Below are 15,606 nucleotides of genomic sequence, written 5' to 3' on the forward strand. Positions count from 1 at the left end.
ATCCTAACAGTCCCACGGCTCGGATCTACAACTGGCGGGGTTCTAGGCTCGTATCGAGCCTGGCCAGGCGATCACTTGTCCTGACATTACGAGTCGGTCGGGTCCGCTCTCTTTGGCGGCGTAGAGTGCCTTATCTGCGGCCTCAATCAAGGATGTGCAATGCAGCTTGTCGCTGGCGGACAGGAGTGTTGCGCCGCCGAGGCTCAAGGTGATCAGCCTTGAAGGCGGGTTGAGCGCGTGCAGGATGCCGAGGTCGCGAATCGCCTGCTGGATTCGCTCGCCGACCTGCGCGCAGCCCGCTGCGTCGGTGTTCGGTAACAGCAAGGCGAATTCCTCGCCGCCATACCGGGCCGCCACGTCCGCGGGGCGCCTTGCCTGCTCGCTTAAGACTCTGGCGACGGAGCGAAGACAGGCATCGCCGGCTTGGTGTCCGTACTGGTCGTTGAACTTCTTGAAGTGATCGACATCCAAAAGCAGCAGCGACAAGGGCGTCCCCTCGCGCTTGGCTCGTTCCCACTCTGATTCCAGCTGCTCGTCGAAATGTCTGCGGTTAGCTAAGCCCGTCAAGCCATCCGAACTGGCGAGAACCGCGAGCTTGTCTTCCAGGTCCTTGTGCTCTGTCATGTCGTGCGAGATAGCCACCACGCCGTCGATCTCGCCGCTCTTCGGATTACGGGTCACGCGCAAGGCGGTTTCCAACCAGATCTCACCCTTCTCGCGATGCCGATTGCGATAGATGATCCGGGCCCCTTCCGCTTCGCCGCCCCGCAAGGCGGCGACCCCATCGCTTCAATTTGCGGATTGCATCGATTCGAGGCTCGACAGCCCAGCCAGCCCAGACCGCAAAGCGATTGAGCGCAACCGGGAGGCATATACCGAACAAGAGTGGCTCGTCGCGTGTCCATCGGTCCTATTAGATTCGACCCGCAGTCACGAGGCCGGTGAGGATCACAAGAGATTCAAACAGGAAGTAACTACCGAATATCAGCTCTGCGTCCTGCGCTGTGTCGATGTCTCGCGCCACGGCTTTTCGGGTGAAGCATCCTCCGGTGAGCATTCCGATCGGACGCAGGTCGCCTGGGTCAGTGGGCGTCAGGTAGCCCGAGACCAGCTGGGTTACGGTACGTTCCGCGAAGTCTCGATACTTGGCGCCACCATTCGCGCCGAGTGGGGACGCGAGTCTCAAGGATGCTGCGGCGGCAATAGCAGTGGCCGCGGTGTCCCTGCTGGTACTCGGAATTGTTGGATCATCAAAGTCCCAGTACGCAACCAGGTCGGTGGGGACGTGCTCGATCCACCAATCCAGCACGCGCACTGCATATTCGCGCCACAAGGGTTCCTTCGGACGAACCATTGCCGCATGAGCGGTATATAGCATCGCCCAAGCCTGCGCTCGTCCCCAGGTACTCACATCGCTGTATCCCTTGTGCGTGTGCGTCCTCAGCACCTTTCCCGTCTGCGGGTCCAGCGTTGACGACTGGATCACCGAATTATCGGGCCGCACATGGATCTCCAATACCCTCCGCATGTGGGCGTTGGCGACCTCTTCCATGTGCGAGTCACCCAGCTGGTCCGCAGCCCAGTAAAGCAGGCCCGTGGCCTGGAGGGAGTCGATACTGCTTTCAGCTATCCCCACGGCGCTGGCCTCCTCAGCATCCTGGCCTAGTGGGATTAAGCCCAGCTTGGGGTCGAACATCCGCTCCAGCGACCTGGCTGCCGTGAGCGCGGCATCGCGTGCCATTTCATCCCCGAAGAGGATGCTTCCAAGCGCGGCACCGTGGTAGAAACCGAAGCCCTTGAATGCCGTCCGACGCTGGGCGCGAGGCAGCATCCGGGCCAGCCCGGCATGGGCGTCAGATATCGGGAAGCGCTGCGGATCGGCGAGATGCGCGAGCCAGAGTTCGCCGACGAAGGCTCCGCCGGTCCAATCACCATCCGACGTGAACGTCCATTTTCCATCCTCGGCGCGGGCCCAATGTGGCAGGCCAGCTGTGGAAGCATCCCGCGTTTGCGCAATGCGCGTCAGCATGCGCTCGCGCGCGGCGAAGAAGTCGTTGCTCATGTTTTCTCCCAGGAAACCGTTTTGGAGTCCAAGCGAAGCCAGAACTGCGTAGCGACAGGGCTTTAATGTCAGTCGCCGATGTAGACGTGACCGCGCTTCTTTGCGACGTGATAAACGACCACGCTCAGCACTGCGACCACAGATCCATAGACGGGAAAGATCCAGGCCATCTGCGCATGCTGCAACCACACCAGCAAATAGGGTGACGTCCCGCCAAACAGTGATACCCCGAGCGCATACCCGACAGCGATACCCGTCGTACGTACCGCGCGCGGCATCAGGGTGGTTGCGATGAAGTTGTAGAGAGCCATGTTGAAGCCGACGACCGCGCCTCCGAACACCATCACGAAGAAGAACGTGGAAATGCTCTTCTCTGAATAGATCAACGTCAGGAAGAAGCACGCGACGAGCAGCAGCCGCAGCAGCGTGAACGCACGCGAGGGTCGGATCTTGTCTGCGAAGGCGCCCACGAAGGGTGCTGTGACGATCCAGATCAGGCCCATAAGAGTCGTAATCCCGTACACCCAGGTGCTGTTCTCCTTGAACACGCCGTTCGCCAGGTTGGGCAAACCAGCGTTCCACGCGTAGTTCGCGATCTGCACCGCTCCGACGACCAGGATGACGGCGAGCAGCGAAAGCCGTACGCTCCAGAGCGTCTTCCACACGTGGCCTGTGGTCTCCTGAGTTCGCGACAGTTCGTCGCGATGCATGACGTGCTTGATTAAGGTCTCTGGCAGTTTGCTGCGCAAATAGATGATCAGCAGGCCGAGCACTCCGCCGACCGCAAAGGGCAGCCGCCAAGCCCATTCGTGCATTGTCTCGGGAGCCACCGAGGCACTCACGAGGAAGGCAACCAAACTGGATGCGAAGACACCGAGCTGGATAAATGTGCCACTGATCAGACCAAGGTATCGTCCCTCCTTGCCCGGCGGTGCAAGTTCGATCGCAATGGCGTTGGCGACACCTGCTTCAGCGCCGGTGGCAAGGCCTTGGATGAGCCGGACGAGCAGCAATATCACCGCCGCGGCAACGCCAAGCTCCTTATAACCCGGCAGGACGGAAATAAGCAGCGAACACAATGCCATCGCGGTGACGGAGATCATCATCACCCGCTTGTGGCTGATGCGATCGGCGATGGGACCGAGTATCGCTGCTCCTACCGGTCGCGCCAAGAAGCCCGCGCCGTACACGGCGAGTGCTGCGAGCAGCGACGTGGTCGGGTCACTGGAGGGAAAGAAGAGCGGCGACAGAAAAGAAGCCATCATTCCGTAGACGGTCCAGTCGTACCACTCCAGGGCTACGCCACCGCCCAAAGCTATGGTCATGCTCTTGGTGGCAACTTGTTTTCCACGCGGCGTGGCTGGCGCCATGGTTTGCGGCGCGGCGGGAGCCATGGGTTCAACAATGGTGGTCATTCATTTCCTCCGATTTTTTTCTGATGAAAACGTTTACATTTCGGCGCGACAGCACCTCTTTCAGAGTTGCCGCATTGCGGACGATCGCTAGGTCATCGGGTAATCTGAGTTCTGCTCCCGTCAGCGTCCGGAGAATACTGGTTGCCGTTTTTCGACGAAGGCAGCCATGCCCTCCTTTTGATCATCGGTGGTGAAAGCGTACCGGATCGCGCGCCGCTCAATCGCCAAGCCGGCCGACAGTGGGGTTTCGTAAGCTGCCAGAATCGATTCCTTGGCTAACTGAGCAGCGATCGGCGCACGACTCGAGATGACGCGCGCTATCGCGAGCGCGCGTCCTACCAACTCGGAGGCCGGCAGCATTTCGGATGCGAGTCCCGCAGCCACTGCCTGTTCCGCGCTGATTGGCTCGCCGGTCAACACCATCTGCATGGCCAGGGACTTGCCAACAATCCGCGTCAAGCGCTGGGTAGCGCCATCACCCGGCATGATCCCGATCGTGATTTCCGGCTGCGCGAGCACGCTGTCTTCCGCCACCAGCAGGATGTCAGCGAGCATCGCGAGCTCGAGGCCGCCGCCCAGGCACACCCCTCGAACGGCCACAATGAGCGGCTTGGGGAAGCCGGCGATGATATCCCATGCATCCTGCCGTGTGGGATCGCTCAGCGCCTCGAAGCCGTGCTGCTGCATCTCTTTGATGTCAGCACCAGCGGAGAAGGCGCGTTCATCCCCGCTGAGAACTACGCATCGCACAGACTCATCGGAACGAGCCGCACGAAGCGCGTCGGCAAGCTGTCCCAGCAGGGCCGCACTCAATGCATTTCTTTGCCTTGGGCGATTGAGCCTCAGCAAGAGTATAGCTGGGTCAGGCCGCTCGACGACGATGAGGCACTCGGTGACGTGGTTCATGTCAATCCTTGAAAACAACCCGTGTGAAGAGCCTTTTTATGTACCCGGACGTTAGGCGCCGGCGGTCTTCTTCGGAAGGAAGCGTTGCATATTCGCCCGGGCCGTCTCGTGGAGGATGTCCTGAGCAAAGTAGCGGTTCGCCAAGTCATCCATGACTTCTGCCCTCGCGGTTACCGAAGTGGAGAAAAATTGTTTCGTGGTCTGCACGGCGTGAGGCGGCATTGCCGCTAGGCCTTTAGCGTAGCGGAGCGCTGCCTCACGAGCAGTTTCAGTTGGAGGCGAGAGAATGTCAGCCAGTCGCAACCGATGAGCCTCCACGCCATCGATCGCAGTCGGGCTCCAGCTCAAGGAGCGAGCCGCAAACGGCCCAACGCGCGCAGCTAACGTGTCCAGCCCGAAGCCCGGCAACCAGCCTAGAGACACTTCCGGCAAATGCCAGCGCGTTGCTCGAGCCGTCACGACAACATCGCATGAGGCTGCCAGCATAAAGCCTCCGCCCAAGGCAAACCCATCGACAGCGCAGACGACAGGCTTTCTGACAAGAGCGAGAGAGCGCACAAATGCACCCAATCGGCGGTTCAGGTCGAAGGTGTCGTTGATGCCGCCGGCCGAAAAATCCTTGAGATCTGCACCGGCTGAGAAACCGGGGCCGTTTCCAGCGAGCAATATCACATTGACGTCCTTATCGTTGGCCGCCCTGCCCACCGATTCAACCAGATCTTTCAGAATGTCTTCGCCCAGAGCGTTGCGTCGCTCTGGCCTATTCATCGCCAGGATCTCGACCTGGTCCTCGTATTCTCTTGAAACGAACTTCACGTCAGCCGCTCCCTTTATGCCTGTGCTGTGCCATCGTGGAACCGCGCCGCCAAGTTCATCGGCTCATTTTTAAATATCCTCGAATCCATCAGCTTTAGGTCGGGTGACACGAGTACGTCGAATTCAATATTCGGCAGCACGTGCTTTTCGACTGATACGCCAGGCGCTACTTCGGTCAGCATCAGGCCGTTCGCCGTAAGCTTGAATACGGCACGCTCGGTGATGAAGACGACCTCTTGCTGGCGCTCCTGTGAGAAACGGCCACTGAAGGTGATTTGGTAGACGTCCTTCACCCACTTTTTGACCGTTCCCTCATTAGCAATGACGAGAGCCCCACCGTCCGGGACCGCCTTCAATCCGGACGCCGTGAGAGTCCCGGAGAAAACGACTTTTCGGGCGCCCTGGCTGATGTTTATGAAGCCGCCTGGTCCTATGATCTTGTCACCGAAGCGGCTCACATTGACGTTGCCGTATCGATCGACTTCCGCAGAAGACAGGAATGCGATGTCCAACCCGCCCCCATCGTAGAAATCGAACTGATCCGGTTGCGGCGCTATCATGTCGTAGTTCGTACCGGCGCCGGCATCCTGTCCGGGCGCAGGAATGCCGCCGATTACCCCCTGCTCAGCCGTCATTGTGACTGAGCGATATATTCCTTCTTCGGCGGCGACGACCGCAATTCCGTTCGAGATGCCGTAGCCGATGTTGACGGTAGCTCCGGGGGTCAACTCAAGCGCCGCGCGTCGCGCGATTACCTTTCTCACATCGAAGGGCAGCGACGCGATTTTACCATCCGGTACGCGCATTTTTCCGGCATAGGCTGGGCTGTACTCCGTGGCATAGGTCTGTCGCTGATCGGGATCGACGACCAGATAATCGACCAGAACTCCAGGTATTCTTACTTCTCGTTGGTTCAGCGTATTGGAAGCGGCTACCCGCTTGACCTGGACAATGACTATTCCACCCGAGCGGCGCGCGGCAGCCGCGATCGACATGCTTTCGCCGACATAGGCCTCGTCCTCGAGCGAGATATTTCCCTTCTCGTCGGCAATACTGCCTCTCAGGATCGCGACATGGATCGGGAAGGTCTTATAGAGCAGGTGTTCTTCGCCTTCGATATCGACAACAGCAACCATATCCTCTTTGCTGCACTCACTCTGCCTGCAGCCGCCGATGCGAGGATCGGCAAATGTCCGGAGCCCAACTTTCGTAATCACGCCGGGCCGCCCGGCTGCATTTTCGCGAGCGAGCTGCGCCAAGACGCCCTGTGGGATCGTGTACGCTTCAATTTCATTGGCCAGTGCGCGTTGTCCAAGCGCAGGGCAATTGTTCAAACCGCTCGCCACAACTCGACGCACGAGGCCCGCGGCCGCCAATTTATTGAAACCGGTCGTGGCCCAATCGCCAATGGCCACCGTACCGACCAGCATCAAATTCTTAGGAGACCCCTGCTCGGAATGAATGTCGCGGAGCGCGTCGATGATCAGCTCGGGGATCGCAACTCCGGCTGAACCACCGAAATAGACGCAATCACCATCGGAGATCAGCGATACGGCTTGCCTAGCCGTAATAATTGGCACCTCTCCCGTTCGTTTGTTCTTCGCTTGCATGCCTTCTCCACCGTCCAACCGCCGGCTCATTACTTCTCACCACCCAAGCTTTGCCTCGCACCGGGCGCCGTTGCCGCTCGCGAGCACATTTGCTTCGTGGAAACTATGAAAAGGTTTACATAGCCCTGCCCTGTCTCGCAAGAGAAAAGATTCCCGGCAGCGAAAAGTAGCTCGATTTCGCAGTTTCTGATGGCTTTCTGGGTCTTTTATCAGTTCCGTAGTCCAATTTAATATGGTAACGATTTCACCATGGATCTAGCCCGCAGCCTCCCAGGCTGGCGTGAGGAAGAAATAGGCTCATGGCTTTGGAAAAACTGGCCCGTGTGGACCAAAGGCAATCACCGACCGTCGTTGAGATAGCGAAGCGCGCGGGATGTTCTATCGCCACAGTTTCGCGTGTGTTGAATCGACCGGAAACCGTCGCGATCGACTTGAGAGAGCGCATTCTCCGCATCGTGGATGAACTCGGCTACGTTCCCAACGGATCAGCACGCGCGCTGCGATCGTCGCGCTCCCGATTGATTGGCTTGATAGTTCCGACATTAGACAGCGCGATCTTCACTCGAATGCTTGAAGGTCTGGAGAGCCGGCTAGCACCAGCCGGCGCGTCGCTGGTCTACTCTGCAACGGGTTACGATCTGGACCGAGAAATTCGCGTCGTGCGTAATCTTATCGAAAAGGGCGTCGACGGCATTGTTCTCGTGGGCTCTTGCCATCGAAAGGAAACCCTCAAACTGCTGCGTGAACACAGGGTAAGATTTGCTGTAACTTACGCCCTCTCGGAAGATGTTTCGATTCCCAGCATGGGTTTTGACAATCGCAGTGGTGGGGCTTTGGCAGCAAGCTACCTTGCAGACCTCGGTCACAAGAATCTTGCAGTCATTGCTGGGGTAACGCGCGAGAACGACCGTGCATCTGGTCGCCTTGAGGGCTTCCTCGCCATGGCTGAACGTCGCGGAATAGATCGTTCCAGCATTGTCGTCGTGGAATCGCCCTACGAGTTCAGCCGTGGCCGAGCCGCAGCTAAAATCATTCTCAATCAAAATAGAAATGTAACGGCGATATTTTGCGGGAGCGACGTGCTTGCTGTCGGAGCACTGCGCGCCTGCAAAGATGCTGGATTGAGCGTTCCTCAAGACATATCGATGATCGGTTTCGATAACCTCGATATTGCCGAATATCTCACTCCCGGCCTCACGACGGTTGACGTCCCGGCTCGCCTGATGGGCGAACAGGCAGCTAACTACTTTCTGGCAGATCAAAATTCGCTGGATATACACTCCAGGGTCGAGCTCGAAACGCGGTTGATCGTTCGACAATCAACTGCGCCGGCGAGAGATCGGCAATGACAGGAAGCGCATCCCCACGTTGTTGCCCGGCTGACCTCCTCCATTCCAATCGGAATGAACGTGCCACTAAGCTCAGGCGTCGAACGACAGCTGCTAGAGGCGCTTCGCAGGCTCCTGGTCGATGTTCGCGCCCACCTGAGGCCACTTTTTGAATCTCGGCCGAACTGCAGGAGGGCTGACCAGCAATAGTCAAACTATCAGCCGGATAGTGATGCTTCGCAGGTGCAGGTGATCAAGATTGAGGCCAGTTCTCACCTGCTGTTCGAGCCATAGAACATTTGCGATACCGGATCGATACGCCCACGCCAGCTGCTCGTCCCTATGCTCCTCATCACCGAAAAGAGATCCTGACCCATGCAAGCCCCAGAACGCGCACTCTATAATGGCCTGTTTCCCGTCGCGCCAACGCCATTCACGGACTCTGGCGATCTCGACATTGAGGGTCAACGGCGTGTTTTGGATTGCATGATCGATCAGAAGGTCGACGGAATTTGCATCCTGGCCAACTATTCCGAGCAGTTCCTGTTGTCGGACGAGGAACGCAGATTGCTAGTTGACCTCTGCCTATCACATGTGGCTGGTCGCAAGCCGGTCATGGTGACATGCAGCCATTTCAGCACTCGCATCGCGGTGGAGCGTGCACGCTATGCGGCCGAGCGAGGCGCAAGCCTTCTCATGCTGATGCCGCCTTACCACGGCTCAGGTCTTAAGGCGGACGAGGCCCACATGCTCGAGCATTTCGCTCGTGTGGCCGATGCGGCAAGAATCCCGGTCATGGTGCAGGATGCGCCGCTCAGCGGCGTAACGCTCTCGGTACCCTTTCTCGTGCGGCTGGCACGAGAGGTGCCGCTCGTTAGCTATTTTAAGATCGAAGTCCCGTTTGCTGCAGCGAAGCTGCGCAGCCTGATCGAGGCAGGAGATGCTGCCATAGCAGGTCCATTTGACGGAGAGGAAGCCATTACCATGATGGCAGATCTGGAAGCTGGCGCCACCGGGACGATGTCGAGCGCGCTATGTCCCGATTTGTTGCGTCCTGTTTTCGATCATCATATGGCGGGTCGGAGCACGGAAGCGGCCGCGGCGTATGCAAACGTGCTGCCTCTGATCAACTACGAGAACCGACAATGTGGCCTGCGCGCTGCCAAGAGCGTGATGAAGGAAGGCAACGTCATCAGATGTGACGCTGTGCGGCATCCGCTGGAGCAAATTCATCCCAAAACGAAAAGCGGGCTGATTGAGCTTGCGCGCGGGGTCAACCCGCTGGCCCTCCGCTGGGGACGCTGAATGGTTCTGCCTAAAGCGACTTACTCGGCGAACTGACGCGACGCCGAAAGTTTATGCACCTACGAAATTCAATCAAGTTCAGAGCTTATCCATGACAAACAACTATATTGCTGGCGAATGGCTCCCGGTCGCGGGGGCCGCCCCAAATATCAACCCGTCCAATACCAACGATGTTGTGGGCGACTATGCCCACGCCTCGATTGCCGAGACTGAGCGCGCGATTGCCGCTGCTTACGACGCCTTTCCGGCTTGGTCGCGCTCCACCATCCAGACGCGGCATGACATTCTAAAGGCGATCGGCGACGAGATCCACGCTCGCAAGGACGAGCTCGGCCGCCTGCTTTCCCGCGAGGAGGGCAAGACCTTGCCAGAAGGCATCGGCGAGGTCGCGCGTGCCGGACAGATTTTCCAATTCTTCGCTGGCGAGTGCCTTCGGATGGCGGGCGAGAAGCTGCCATCAGTACGGCCGTCCGTCGATGTGGAGATCACCCGCGAGCCGGTCGGCGTCATCGGGCTCATCACTCCCTGGAACTTTCCGATCGCAATTCCAGCCTGGAAGATCGCGCCGGCACTTGCTTACGGCAACGCCGTTGTGTTCAAGCCTGCCGAGCTCGTGCCGGGTTCGGCTCATGCGCTCGCCGAGATTATCGTCCGCGCCGGAGCGCCGGCAGGTGTATTCAACCTGGTCATGGGCCGGGGGTCGGTCGTCGGCGAGGCGATGCTGAGTAGCTCGAAGGTTTCCGCCATCTCCTTTACGGGCTCGGTGCTGACGGGGCGCAAGATCGCCCAGACCTGCATCACTTCTGAACAGATGAAGAAGCTTCAACTCGAGATGGGTGGCAAGAACCCTATGGTGGTCCTTGATGATACCGATCTGAAGCTGGCAGTGGAATGCGCCGTGAACAGCGCCTTCTTCTCCACCGGCCAGCGCTGCACGGCCTCGTCGCGGCTGATTGTGACTGATGGCATCCACGATCGATTCGTGGCCGCGATGCAGAAGCGGATGCAGGGGCTTGTCATTGACAGTGCTTTGAAAGCCGGCACGCATGTCGGCCCGGTCGTAGACCAAAGCCAACTCGACCAGGACCTGAAATATATCAGCATTGGCCAGGCGGAAGGCGCCAAGCTTGTTGCCGGGGGCGAGCTCCTGAAACGCGAGACGCCCGGATTCTATCTCGCCCCCGCGTTGCTCACGGAAGTGAGCAATCAGATGCGTGTGGCGCGCGAGGAGATTTTCGGGCCAGTCGCCACTGTGATCCGGGCGAAGGACTACGACGAGGCACTTGAACTCGCCAACGACACGCCGTTCGGCCTGTCGTCGGGGATCTGCACCACGAGTCTAAAATACGCCAGCCACTTCAAGCGCAATGCAGAGGCCGGCATGGTGATGGTGAATTTGCCGACGGCCGGCGTGGACTACCACGTGCCATTCGGCGGCCGCAAAGGGTCAAGCTATGGTCCGCGCGAGCAGGGCCGTTACGCGCAGGAGTTCTATACGACGGTGAAGACCGCCTACACTTTCGACGGCAACGGTCCTTAGACCCACATGACCAAGTCGAGGGGGTAAGTGCGCCGAAGCGGCGAATCTTCCGTGTTGATCAAAATCACGCCGGAGGCAAGTATTTGAGTGGTCCGACGATCAGGGACATTGCGCGTGAGGCGAATGTCGGTACCGCAACTGTCGAGCGGGTTCTCAACGACCGCGGCGGCGTGCGGACCGAGCTCGCCGAACGAGTCATCAAGGCCGCAAAGAAACTAAAATATGGCGACCGGCGGTTGACGCCTCACCGCGGCATCATTCGGATTGAGGTGCTTCTGGTTCAGCCTGAGGCCGAGGTTTTTTATGCCGACCTCAACGCTACCTTCCAGCGGATCTCGGCCTCCTTAGACCCGACTATTTTAGTGCACCGGACGTTCGTTCGCGAGGACGACATTACCGGCGTCGCCCAACATATTGCAAAGCCCCCTCTTCGCCGAGCCGGCCTCATCGTTCTGGCTCCAGACCATCCTGAGATTACAGAGAGCATCCGCCAAGTCCGCATGTCGGGCGTGGAAGTCGTACAGATACTTACGGGAAGCGCCGGCGAGGATGTGCCCTATATCGGCATCGACAACTACGCGGCGGGAAGGACCGCCGCCTATTACATGTCGCGCATGCTGCGGGGAAGTAGCGGCACTTTCCTCGCCATGTGCCACAGCGGAGCCTACCGGGCGCATAGGGAGCGCATACGCGGCTTCTCCGACTATCTAACGCAGCATACGAATGGCGATCACAATTTCTACCTCGTCATTTTCGGACATGACGACAATTTGCTTTCAGCAGAGAGGCTAGCGGAAGCTTTGCGCGACGACAGTCGCATTATTGGACTGTACAGTGTAGGTGCCGGCAGAGAGGGAATCGCGGCGGCTTTGAACGCTCATCCTGCCAAGGTATTCTGGATCGGGCACGCGCTTACTCGGAGCACTGCAAAATGTCTTCGGTCCGGTTTGATGGACATCTGCATCGACGGCGCGCCGGAAACCCAGGCGCGCCGCTCGCTTGATACGGTGCTTCGCCGTCTCGGATTAATCGATTTCGACGTGAGCAACGCCCCTGTCCAGTTTCTCACCATCACCGCGCAGAATCTCTCGATCAGCCTCTGACAGCTCCAACGATCTGCTCCGCCGCAAAAGGAGAGGCCTTCGTGCAGCTGAAGGCTCGCTCGTCACACGGCACGGCACTGGCGGCTAAAGAAAGAGGCCGCTGCTGGACCTGTCCAACAGCGGCTTAAGTCGAGGGAGGAAGCAGACGACCCCGGTCTGCCAGCGGATCATTTCGATCGGACGCGATACGCTCCAGCACGTCGGCGCCAGATAAGTCCGCCAGTTATTGGCTCACTCATAGCTATGCATGCTGGCTCTTTACCGATGCCGCTCACCATTCCACCGCAACAGTCTTGGTCTGATGGAGGCACCGCAGAGCGTCGGGGACTTTTGTAACCTAGTCCTTCGCAATGCTTGTTCATCGGTCCATCGTCTGTTCGATGATGAAGCGTGTCGCATTGACGAAGTCCGACAGAGGTTGGCCGGCACGGCGGTAGAGTTCCCGATCCAAAATCAAGTGACGGCGCTCTGACCGCTTCTCGCAGTGCTCCTCGATAAGCAAACCGCCCACGCGAGTTTCCCCGTCGTGGGGCTCCGCCTCTCGGCAGGTCCACCCAGCCTCCCCATAACGAGCTCTCACTATGAGTGCCAACAGATATGCTTTCTTACGCCAGAAGGGACGTGCGTTCGGATCTGTGTCGATCCGAATACCTTGCAACGCGCCGCTGCTGTCAACGAGCCCCGTCAGCAGCACGGGATGACCGCCGAGCTTCGTACCTTGATATTTATCGCTCAGCGCCGCCAGCTGATTGAGTTCGTCATTGAAACGAAACGAGATACCGCGCAAACCAACTTCATCAGCCGGGCATGTCCGAAATTCGTTCCAGGCCGCCAGCTTGGCGCCCTCCTTCTCGGCGCAAGCGAGGTTGATGTACTCCTCGGGCGGGATGTTAGCGACGGACATTCCAAGACTCAGGTCGCGTAAATCGATCGCTTCGCCTGCGTTCGCATCGCAGCAAGCGACCAAGAGAAGCAAAAGCGATAACGCCCAGACCCATCGTCGATGTTTCATCGCTTCTCTGCCGTTCCGGTTGCTTGCGAGTGAATCGAGCTGTTCTTGTAGACTTCACAGGCTCTCGAGCCGTCTCCGAAAAAGTCAATACAGTCTTGATAGCTTGTCGCTCCCTTACCTTTGATGTGCTCTAGAACATAATCAACGACCCCCTCAATTTCCTTCGGCCGGAGAAATGTAGCCGCATCCGGAGGCAGGTCCTTGCCCAATTCCTGAGCCGTGACGCCCGAATAGCATCGGTACTCCTTGTACGCGTCGCGATCAAAACGCGGCATTCCCGTTCCCGGCCGCCCGCAATGGACAATCTCAACGATTTGATCGCGAGTGAGCTGCGTAGCTCGCAACGAGAGCGCTGCGCCTCCATAGCCGCCGCCCCCATCGCCATGCCATTTGTGGCAGCCTACGCAATTTGCCTTTTCGTAGATGCGCTGCCCTTCATCCTGCGTGCGGTGCGCGCCTTTAATAACCTGCCCCGGTACGGGCGTGCCACCTTCGCCCCAAGCAGAGTCTCCTGTCGCGAGAAGAGCCAAGCCACCACCCACGATCAAGCAGATCACGCTAACGCGAATCGCGCAGTTTGCCCGTTTGTTCGGGCGCACGATCTTCAATTCCATTCTCCCCTCTTAAACTAGCCTTTTACGAAGTGGGGCAAGCGGCGAGCACACTTCCGCCCCACTTCGCCGCGCTGCGGATCACAGCTTAAAAACGTACAGCATGGATCCCGGGGGGACCTTCTCCAGGCCTTTTGTGGAATCGAGGTTCCACTTGTCCCAGGCGCCGCCCAGTCCCACGAGGATCGCAATATATTGGTTTCCGTCGACCGAGAACGTCATGGGGGGAGCGTTGACGCCGCCACCCGTATTGAATTCCCATACCTTGTTCAGAGTCTTGGCATCGAGAGCGTAGAGTTCTCCGGACGGGTGGCCAGCGAACACCAATTCGGGCGTTGCAAGTAGTCCGCCCAGCATTGGATACTTGGTCTCATACTTGCCCGTGACCTTACCTGTGGTCGCGTCAATGGCGGTTACGCTTCCTGTTATCGACATCTTCACGACTGGACCGCCCCCTGTGAAGAATTCACGAGCCTTCCAATCGCCAGGTTTGGTCTCCTTGTTATCCAACTCATCACAGCTCTCGATGACCGGGATGTACCAGGTCTTCAAGTCTGGATTGTACGCAGTAGGCGGCCAGTTTTTGCCACCGTTATGTCCGGGACAAACGGTGACGTGCGTGTTCTTCCGGTTCAGCGTCGCCTGAGGATCATAGGTCTGTACCGCTTTGCTGGGATCATACTCAATCGGTTTTCCGGTCTCGGGGTTGATGCCCTTGGTCCACGTCACCTTCTTCACGAACGGGGTTGCCCAAAGGAAAGAGCCGTCGGTGCGGTCGAGCGCGTAACCGAAGCCGTTGCGATCGGCTTCAAGGACCACCTTGCGCGCCTTTCCCTTGAACGGGAGGTCGACGAGAACTCTCTCCGCAACACTATCATAATCGAACGGATCATTCGGTGTGTGCTGAAAGTGCCATTTGACCTTCCCGGTGTCTGGATCCAGCGCAAGGGTACTGTCAGTGTAGAGATTGTCGCCCTGACGGTATTCAGTATCAAAATCCGGCCCAGGATTTCCGACGCCCCAGTAGATCAAGTGAGCTTGGGGATCGTACGACCCGGTCACCCAGGTAGATCCCCCACCGGTCTTCCACGAATCGTGTTCATCCTTCCAGGTCTCGTTACCTGGCTCGCCCTTGTCCGGAATCGTATAGGTTCGCCAAACTTCCTTTTGGGACTTCAGGTCAGTGGCAGCAATCCAGCCGCGGATGCCGTACTCGGCACCCGCCACTCCCGTGATAGCCATGTTCTTGACGATCAAAGGCGCGCCAGTGATCACTTCGCCCTTGTCGGGATCGGCTACATTGCGCTCCCAAGCGACTTTGCCGTCCTCCTTATTGGTCGCAACCAACCGCCCATCGAGGGTATGAGAGATCACAAAATTGCCCCATAGCGCAGCGCCTCGATTGTTAACCCCGCAACAAGCAATGGCGCCGGCCCAGTCGTGATCGGTCTTCGGATCCATTTTCCAGACCAGGTTTCCGTTCCCGCCGTGGAGATCGATTTTGTAGACAGATCCCCACCCGTCGGTGACATACATGAATCCATTCTCGACAATCGGAGTCCCCTCGAGACCGCCGTGGCTCCAAATACCGCCACCCTCGACACCGCCCAGAGCCATTGTCCAAGCCACGTGCAGCCCCTTGACCGTGTTGCGATTGATCTGGTTGAGCGGCGAGTAACGCTGTGCCGTGTAGTCGCGGTGGTGATGCAGCCAGTTGCTCGTTTCCTGCGTTGCATTGAGAAGCCGCTTTTCCGTCGTTTCGTCGGAAGCAGCCGCCGCACTCCCGAGGAGGCCTGCCATTAGGGCAATCCCCACGACCGTGCTGACGGTCTCCCAAACTCCAACTCTTGTCCTGCTTATCTTGGACATAGTTTCACTCCTCTAGGCTGATTGTTTTG

General features: G+C 58.4%; 12 protein-coding genes and 1 pseudogene. 4 read left to right on the forward strand and 9 right to left on the reverse strand.

The window, feature by feature from the left end:
• Positions 1-42: 42 nt before the first annotated feature.
• The 6 genes and pseudogenes from FXB38_RS09940 to FXB38_RS09965 form a co-directional block, all read right to left on the reverse strand.
• Positions 43-780, reverse strand: a pseudogene (locus tag FXB38_RS09940) (diguanylate cyclase domain-containing protein); the annotation flags it as partial.
• Positions 781-913: 133 nt separating this feature from the next.
• Entirely contained in the window at positions 914-2,062 is a 1,149-nt protein-coding gene (locus tag FXB38_RS09945; RefSeq protein WP_148750683.1) for a glycoside hydrolase family 88 protein, read from the reverse strand.
• A gap of 68 nt (positions 2,063-2,130) precedes the next feature.
• Positions 2,131-3,477 (reverse strand): MFS transporter, encoded by a 1,347-nt coding sequence (locus FXB38_RS09950; protein ID WP_148750684.1) that lies wholly within the window; start codon positions 3,475-3,477, stop codon positions 2,131-2,133.
• Positions 3,478-3,597: 120 nt separating this feature from the next.
• Positions 3,598-4,383 carry an enoyl-CoA hydratase-related protein gene (locus FXB38_RS09955; RefSeq protein ID WP_148750685.1) on the reverse strand — a complete coding sequence of 262 codons (786 nt, stop codon included), beginning with the start codon at positions 4,381-4,383 and terminating at the stop codon, positions 3,598-3,600.
• 51 nt (positions 4,384-4,434) lie between these two features.
• The gene (locus FXB38_RS09960; RefSeq protein ID WP_148750686.1) at positions 4,435-5,199 is read right to left on the reverse strand and encodes an enoyl-CoA hydratase/isomerase family protein; all 765 of its coding nucleotides are present in this window, start codon (positions 5,197-5,199) and stop codon (positions 4,435-4,437) included.
• A 14-nt stretch (positions 5,200-5,213) separates the two neighbouring features.
• Complete coding sequence (locus FXB38_RS09965) at positions 5,214-6,809, reverse strand: acyl CoA:acetate/3-ketoacid CoA transferase (protein WP_148750687.1); 1,596 nt, start codon at positions 6,807-6,809, stop codon at positions 5,214-5,216.
• A gap of 299 nt (positions 6,810-7,108) precedes the next feature.
• Here FXB38_RS09965 and FXB38_RS09970 point away from each other — a divergent pair, with 299 nt between their 5' ends.
• From FXB38_RS09970 to FXB38_RS09985, 4 genes are all read left to right on the forward strand, one after another.
• Positions 7,109-8,158, forward strand: a complete 1,050-nt coding sequence (locus FXB38_RS09970) for a LacI family DNA-binding transcriptional regulator (protein WP_148750688.1) — start codon at positions 7,109-7,111, stop codon at positions 8,156-8,158.
• A 354-nt stretch (positions 8,159-8,512) separates the two neighbouring features.
• Positions 8,513-9,442 (forward strand): dihydrodipicolinate synthase family protein, encoded by a 930-nt coding sequence (locus FXB38_RS09975; RefSeq protein ID WP_148750689.1) that lies wholly within the window; start codon positions 8,513-8,515, stop codon positions 9,440-9,442.
• A 91-nt stretch (positions 9,443-9,533) separates the two neighbouring features.
• Positions 9,534-10,982 carry an aldehyde dehydrogenase family protein gene (locus FXB38_RS09980; protein ID WP_148750690.1) on the forward strand — a complete coding sequence of 483 codons (1,449 nt, stop codon included), beginning with the start codon at positions 9,534-9,536 and terminating at the stop codon, positions 10,980-10,982.
• Positions 10,983-11,065: 83 nt separating this feature from the next.
• Complete coding sequence (locus FXB38_RS09985; protein ID WP_148750691.1) at positions 11,066-12,085, forward strand: LacI family DNA-binding transcriptional regulator; 1,020 nt, start codon at positions 11,066-11,068, stop codon at positions 12,083-12,085.
• 358 nt (positions 12,086-12,443) lie between these two features.
• Here FXB38_RS09985 and FXB38_RS09990 read toward each other — a convergent pair whose 3' ends face one another.
• The 3 genes from FXB38_RS09990 to FXB38_RS10000 form a co-directional block, all read right to left on the reverse strand.
• Positions 12,444-13,097, reverse strand: a complete 654-nt coding sequence (locus tag FXB38_RS09990) for a hypothetical protein (protein ID WP_148750692.1) — start codon at positions 13,095-13,097, stop codon at positions 12,444-12,446.
• On the reverse strand, positions 13,094-13,711 hold the full coding sequence (locus tag FXB38_RS09995; RefSeq protein ID WP_148750693.1) for a c-type cytochrome: 618 nt from the start codon (positions 13,709-13,711) through the stop codon (positions 13,094-13,096). Before FXB38_RS09995 ends, FXB38_RS09990 begins: the two co-directional genes overlap by 4 nt.
• Before the next feature lie 78 nt (positions 13,712-13,789).
• Positions 13,790-15,508, reverse strand: coding sequence for a PQQ-dependent dehydrogenase, methanol/ethanol family (locus FXB38_RS10000; RefSeq protein ID WP_148750694.1), 1,719 nt, complete (start codon positions 15,506-15,508; stop codon positions 13,790-13,792).
• Positions 15,509-15,606 lie beyond the last annotated feature (98 nt).

This window comes from Bradyrhizobium cytisi (assembly GCF_008123515.1).
Taxonomy (GTDB): Bacteria; Pseudomonadota; Alphaproteobacteria; order Rhizobiales; family Xanthobacteraceae; genus Bradyrhizobium; species Bradyrhizobium cytisi.